At 74.2% G+C, this 4,786-nt stretch carries 4 protein-coding genes; 3 read left to right on the forward strand and 1 reads right to left on the reverse strand.

The genetic code is table 11. From position 1 onward, the window contains the following. Positions 1-114 precede the first annotated feature (114 nt). Positions 115-1,797, forward strand: a complete 1,683-nt coding sequence (locus ACFWI8_RS36050) for a bifunctional 3'-5' exonuclease/DNA polymerase (RefSeq protein ID WP_387100429.1) — start codon at positions 115-117, stop codon at positions 1,795-1,797. A gap of 16 nt (positions 1,798-1,813) precedes the next feature. Here the strand turns inward: ACFWI8_RS36050 and ACFWI8_RS36055 are convergent, their stop codons facing one another. Next, entirely contained in the window at positions 1,814-3,319 is a 1,506-nt protein-coding gene (locus ACFWI8_RS36055; RefSeq protein ID WP_387100432.1) for a PLP-dependent aminotransferase family protein, read from the reverse strand. A gap of 63 nt (positions 3,320-3,382) precedes the next feature. On the opposite strand from ACFWI8_RS36055, the gene ACFWI8_RS36060 reads away from it, so the two are divergent. Further along, positions 3,383-4,123 (forward strand): YitT family protein, encoded by a 741-nt coding sequence (locus ACFWI8_RS36060; RefSeq protein WP_387100435.1) that lies wholly within the window; start codon positions 3,383-3,385, stop codon positions 4,121-4,123. Between the two features lie 168 nt (positions 4,124-4,291). Beyond that, on the forward strand, positions 4,292-4,666 hold the full coding sequence (locus tag ACFWI8_RS36065) for an RNA polymerase-binding protein RbpA (protein ID WP_132818429.1): 375 nt from the start codon (positions 4,292-4,294) through the stop codon (positions 4,664-4,666). Positions 4,667-4,786: the final 120 nt, after the last annotated feature.

Genomic DNA, 4,786 nt, shown 5'->3' on the forward strand with positions numbered 1-4,786 from the left:
CCGGACAGAACAACACGAAGACAACCCAGCAGGGCGTCAGTCAGTGGCAGAGCCACGACCACCGGAACCCGAGTATCACCATCAATGTCAGTGGCGACTGCCAGACTCGCGCACATGAGCGAGGAAAGGTCGGTGAGCGGCAGACACGCCCTGGCGGAGTACCCCGACGGCTCGGTCCGGGTGTGCGCGCTCGACGAGGCCGGGCGCCCCGCCGGCCCCGTCACGGTGGAGCCGGGCCCCGCCGAGGCGGTCAGGGCGCGGCCCGGGGTGGCCCGCTGGGTCTGGCGGTCGACCGCGAGCGTCTACCCCCGCCTCCTCGCGGCCGGGCTCCGGGTCCCCCGCTGCTACGACGTTGAGGCGGCCGAGGCGCTGCTCCTCGGCCATGAGGGCGGGTACGGGCTGCCGCGCTCGCTGAGTGCGGCCTTCGCCAGGTTGCACGGTCTTCCGGTGCCGGACGACCCCCGGCCGACCGCGGCGGACTCGGCCCAGCCCTCGCTGTTCGACGCGGGCCCCGCCCCGCTGCCGGCCACCGCCGACCCCCTGGTCGCCCTCCTCGAGGTGTACGCCGGGCAGTTGGCGCGTGCCGGCTCGGTGGCGTACCCGGAGCGGATGCGGCTGCTGATCGCCGCCGAGTCGGCCGGCACCCTGGTGGCGGCCGAGATGGGCGGGGCCGGGCTGCCGTGGCGCGCGGACGTCCACCTGCGCCTGCTCGACGAGTTGCTCGGCCGGCGCTACCCGGGCGGCGCCCAGCCGGCGCGGCTCGCCGAGCTGGCCGAGGAGGTGTCGGCGGCCTTCGGCCCCGGGGCGCGCGTGCGGCCCGACCTGCCGGCCGAGGTGATCAGGGCGTTCGCCGGGGCCGGCATCCGGCTGTCGTCCACCCGGGCCTGGGAGCTGCGGGAGGTCGACCATCCGGCGGTGGCCCCGCTCCTGGAGTACAAGCGGCTGTACCGGATCCACACCGCGCACGGCTGGTCCTGGCTGCGCTCGTGGGTGCGCGACGGGCGCTTCCGCACCGAGTACGTCCCGGGCGGCACGCCCTCGGGTCGCTGGACCACCAACGGCGGCGGGGCGCTGCAGATCCCCCGGGTGGTGCGGCGCGCGGTGGTCGCGGACCCGGGGTGGCGCCTGGTGGTGGCGGACGCGGCCCAGTTGGAGCCGCGGGTGCTGGCCGCGGTCTCCCGGGACCGCGGCCTGATGGCCGCGGCCGGCGCGGCCGACGATCTGTACACGGCGCTGGCCCACGGCGGGTTCTCGGGTGACCGCGCGGCGGCCAAGCTCGCGCTGCTCGGCGCGATCTACGGGCAGACCTCGGGCGACGGGCTGCTGCACCTCGCGGCGCTGCGGCGCCGCTTCCCGGCGGCGGTCGGCCATGTGGACGAGGCGGCCAGGGTCGGCGAGCAGGGCGGCCTGGTGCGGACCTGGCTGGGCCGCACCTGTCCCCCGGCCGACGCCGGGATCCCCCCGGAGGACCGGGCGGAGCCGGTCGGCCAGGGCTCCTCGTCGGCCCGGGCGCGCGGCCGGTTCACCCGGAACTTCGTGGTGCAGGGCAGCGCGGCGGAGTGGGCGCTGCTGATGCTGGCCGCCCTGCGCGGTTCCCTGTGGGACATGGCCGCCGAGTTGGTCTTCTTCCAGCACGACGAGGTGATCGTGCACTGTCCGGCCGAGGAGGCCGCGGCCGTCGTCGAGGCCGTCCACGCCGCGGCCGCCTCGGCGGGCCACCTCACGTTCGGGCCCACCCCCGTCCGCTTCCCGCTGACCACGGCGGTCGTCGAGTGCTACGCCGACGCCAAGGACTAGGCCCAAGGCCCGCCGATCAGGTGGTGTAGCCGGCCGGGGTCTGGAGGGCGGGGGTGGTGTCCTCGGCGACCAGGCGGGCCGCGGCGGCCAGCCGGATGGCGGCCTCGGTGGCGAGCGGGCCGCTGACGGTGAACGGCACCCGAACGTAGCCCTCGAACGCGCCGTCCACGCCGAAGCGCGGCCCGGACGGCACCCGAACGCCGAGCCGCTCCGCCACGTCGGCGACACGGGAGCCGGACAGGCCACCGGTGCGCACCCACAGCGCGAGGCCGCCGGTCGGTACGGTGAACTCCCAGTCCGGCAGGTGCGCGCGGAGCGCGGCCACGACCGCGTCGCGGCTGGCGCGGATCTCGGCGCGGCGCAGGGTCAGCGCCTCCTCCCAGCCGCCCTCGGTCAGCAGCCAGTGCAGCGCGAGCTGCTCCATCACCGGGCTGCCCAGGTCGGCGTAGGCGCGGGCGGCGACCAGGCTGCGGATCACCTCGGGGGCGGCCCGCACCCAGCCGATGCGCAGCCCGGCCCAGAAGCTCTTGCTCGCCGAGCCGACCGTGATCACCGTGGCGCCGCCGTGGTCGAAGGCGCTGACCGGCCGTGGCGGTGGCGCGTCGGGCTCGGTGTCGAGCGCGAGATCCGCCATCGTCTCGTCGACCACGAGCAGCGTGCCGGCGGCGCGGGCCGCCGCCACCAGCTCGCGGCGCTGCTCCTCGGTGGCCAGCACGCCGGTGGGGTTGTGGAAGTCGGCGACCACGTAGGCCAGGCGCGGCGCGGCCTCCTTCAGGACCCGGCGCCAGAGCGGCAGCTCCCAGCCGGCGAGACCGTCGGCCATCGGGACCGGCACCAGGCGGGCACCGGCCTCCCGCAGCAGTTGGAGGACGTTGGCGTAGGACGGGTGCTCCATCGCCACCCGCTCGCCGTGCGCGACGAAGAGCCGGCAGACGGCGCCGACCCCGCCCATGGCGCCGGTGGTGACCATGATCTGCTCCGGCATGGTGGGCACCCCGCGGGCCGTGTAGCGGTCGGCGATGGCCTGCCGGAGCTCGGCGAGCCCGGCCGGGAAGTCCCCGTGGGTCCTGGCGGCCGGCGCCACCGCCGTCAGCGCGGCCTGGAAGGCGCGGGTGAGCCAGGGCTCGGGGGCCGGCAGCGCGGCGCAGCCCAGGTCGATGACGCGACCTGCCGCGTCCGGCGGCAGCGGTTCCAGCGCCCGGCCCGGCAGCGGCCTGCCGGGCGGCACGGCCGTCCAACTGCCGGAGCCCCGGCGCGACTCCAGGAAGCCGTCACCGCGTAGCGCCTCGAAGGCGGTGGCCACGGTGGTCCGGCTGACCGCCAACGCCCCGGCCAGCTCGCGCTCGGCGGGCAGCCTGGCGGCGACGGGCACCCGGCCTTCGAGGACCAGCAGCCGGATCCCGTCGGCCAGCGCGCGGTAGGCGGGCTGGCGCCGCGGCCCGGTCGTCGACTGATGGCCTTCACCGGAGTTGAGCAGCCGGGCGAGCTGGCCGGCACCGATGGTCGAGGTCCACTGGGGCACGAAATCAGTCCACCTTTCGGGGATTGGCCATGGTTCACGGGTCCAGTCAGGCCACAGGGTGACATGCACCAGGCCACTCGTGCCAGCGGGATCCGATCGACGGGAGCAGTGTTGAACAAGCGAATACCGCGCCGCCTCCTCCAGCTGTACGGCGGGCTGACGCTCTACGGCGCCAGCATGGCGCTGATGGTGCGGGCCGGGCTGGGGCTCGACCCCTGGGACGTGTTCCACCAGGGGGTGGCGGAGCACACCGGGCTCTCCATCGGCATGGTGGTGAACATCACGGGCGCGCTGGTGCTGCTGCTGTGGATCCCGCTGCGGGAACGGCCCGGCCTCGGCACGCTCTCCAACGTGCTGCTCATCGGCACCACGATGGACCTGACGCTGCGGCTACTTCCCGAGGTGACGGCCCTCGGGGCGCGTGTCCCCCTGATGCTGGGCGCCGTCGTGCTCAATGGCGCCGCCACGGGCCTGTACATATCGGCCAGGTTCGGCCCCGGACCACGGGACGGGCTGATGACCGCGCTGCACCGGATCACCGGTCGGTCCATCCGCCTGATGCGCACGGCCCTGGAGGTGACGGTGCTGGTCAGCGGCGTGTTGCTGGGCGGCACGGCCGGGGTGGGCACGGTGGTGTACGCGGTGGCCATCGGCCCGCTGGCCCAGTTCTTCCTGCGGATCTTCGCCATCCGGGAGACGGAATCCGGAATGGATTTCGAGGAGCGGCGCGGGGCGGGTATCCTTCGCCTTCGGTCCCGCCGGATGAGCCGTTACCCCGGGCCATCCTGTGCGGACGCCGGGTGACATCTCCTGTCAGATGTGACAAACCGGACGCCGGTGGGTACAAGAAGGGGCGGTACGACGGGCGACGCATGACCCGCAACGGGAATCTTCACCGCCGACCGGACGTTGACCTGATGATGACGACAGCGACACCTGTCCTGTGGGCGACCAGCCCGGGAGGCACGATTCATGAGTGAGCGAGCTCTTCGCGGCACGCGGCTCGTGGTGACCAGCTACGAGACGGACCGCGGCATTGACCTGGCGCCGCGGCAGGCGGTGGAGTACGCATGCCGGAACGGCCATCGATTCGAGATGCCGTTCTCGGTGGAGGCCGAGATTCCGCCGGAGTGGGAATGCAAGGTATGCGGCTCTCAGGCCCTGTTGGTGGACGGCGAGGGACCGGAGGAGAAGAAGGCCAAGCCCGCGCGTACGCACTGGGACATGCTGATGGAGCGCCGCACCCGAGAGGAGCTCGAGGAGGTGCTGGCCGAGCGGCTGGCCGTCCTGCGCTCCGGTGCGATGAACATCGCGGTGCATCCGCGCGACAGCCGCAAGACGGCCTAGGGCGCCGGCGCGACTGACGCCGACCACCGAGGCCCACGAGCAGACCAGGGGCACGGGTCACGCGGGTGTGACCCGGCCCTTTTGTCTGTTCTCACGGCCGTACCGAGCCGTACCGAATGC

The organism is Streptomyces sp. NPDC127098, assembly GCF_042722465.1.
In the GTDB taxonomy this organism is placed as follows: Bacteria; Actinomycetota; Actinomycetes; order Streptomycetales; family Streptomycetaceae; genus Streptomyces; species Streptomyces millisiae.

What these genes read in the sequence shown, in the direction of transcription:
- ACFWI8_RS36050 (WP_387100429.1), top strand. Translation starts at nt 115, where the DNA reads ATGAGCGAGGAAAGGTCGGTGAGCGGCAGACACGCCCTGGCGGAGTAC.
- ACFWI8_RS36060 (WP_387100435.1), top strand. Translation starts at nt 3,383, where the DNA reads ATGCACCAGGCCACTCGTGCCAGCGGGATCCGATCGACGGGAGCAGTG.
- ACFWI8_RS36065 (WP_132818429.1), top strand. Translation starts at nt 4,292, where the DNA reads ATGAGTGAGCGAGCTCTTCGCGGCACGCGGCTCGTGGTGACCAGCTAC.